The 982-nt window shown below is 76.8% G+C and carries 1 protein-coding gene; it reads right to left on the bottom strand.

Going from position 1 to position 982, the window contains the following annotated elements:
* Window positions 1–199: 199 nt before the first annotated feature.
* The gene (locus tag ACFWR9_RS08585) at window positions 200–715 is read right to left on the bottom strand and encodes a hypothetical protein (RefSeq protein ID WP_383837548.1); all 516 of its coding nucleotides are present in this window, start codon (window positions 713–715) and stop codon (window positions 200–202) included.
* Window positions 716–982: the final 267 nt, after the last annotated feature.

Genomic DNA, 982 nt, shown 5'->3' with positions numbered 1-982 from the left:
GTCGTGCACTGTGGCGGTAGTTGAGCAGCGACGTAAACAGCGGGGCTGAGGCCGGGACGTGGCGGGGCGGCGTCGCCCGCCCCCCCCGGGCCTGCTCAGACACCACCCACCCCCGCCCCAGGGCGGGCCACGCCCCCCCCCCCCCCCCCCAGCACTGTGGGGACCGGGCGGCGGGCATGCCGCGGTCCGACACGGGATCTCACGCAGCGCGCCCCGCTTCCGCCCGCTCCTGCGCGGAGCGGGCGTCGGTGTGGCTGAGGACGCGGGGATACGCCTGCAGGAACTCGGCCACCACCTGATGCGGCGCCGACGGCTCCAGACTCGGGCCGGACGCGTGCGGGCTGCCGCTGTGCAACTGGAGGGTGTGCTGGACGCGGGTGACGAAGTCAGTGCTGGCGTCGGGGAACTGGCGGGCGCGCGCCCAGCGGGCCGCGGTGTCGTACACCTCGGCCAGGGCCTCGCCGCTCGCGGTGAGCCGGTAGCGGTCGGGGGCCTTCTCGTCGGCGTGGACCAGGCCGAGGTCGCGGGCGACGGCGATGGCGTGGCGCAGTTGCCCGGGGGTGAGGTCGCCGAAGGCGCCCTGAAGGCTGCCGCGCCGGTGGCTGATGGGGCCGTTGTCGTCGATCTCGGTGACCAGGCGGATCAGGCCCGGAAGGGTCAGGGTGCGAATCGTGCGGCGTTCGTGCAGGAGAGGCTCGGTCAGGGAGCGGGTCATCGGCGCGGGCCTCCTGCCGGGGAGATCGGGCGGGCGGGTATCTGGTGGGAGAAGAGGTCGCCGCTCTTCCAGGCCGGGCCGTCCGGGGGCGTCGTGCTCAGAGCGGGACGGACTGCTGGCGCGGCCGGAACCGCCGGTGCGGGAATGCGGGTCGGGGTGGTCGCCCACGGGCCGGAGCGGTTCTGCGACGGGGCGCCGCCCTGCCCCCCCGCGCGGGGGGGGGGGCCAAAGCGGGGGCGCCCCCCCGCGCCCCCCCCCCCCCGGCTG

The sequence above is a fragment of the Streptomyces sp. NPDC058534 genome, assembly GCF_042717365.1.
In the GTDB taxonomy this organism is placed as follows: domain Bacteria; phylum Actinomycetota; class Actinomycetes; order Streptomycetales; family Streptomycetaceae; genus Streptomyces.
Note: the sequence above shows the minus strand (reverse complement) of the source record. Positions and strands in the feature narration are given on the sequence as shown.

Coding starts and splice junctions, on each gene's coding strand:
- ACFWR9_RS08585 (WP_383837548.1), bottom strand. CDS start 715: ATGACCCGCTCCCTGACCGAGCCTCTCCTGCACGAACGCCGCACGATT.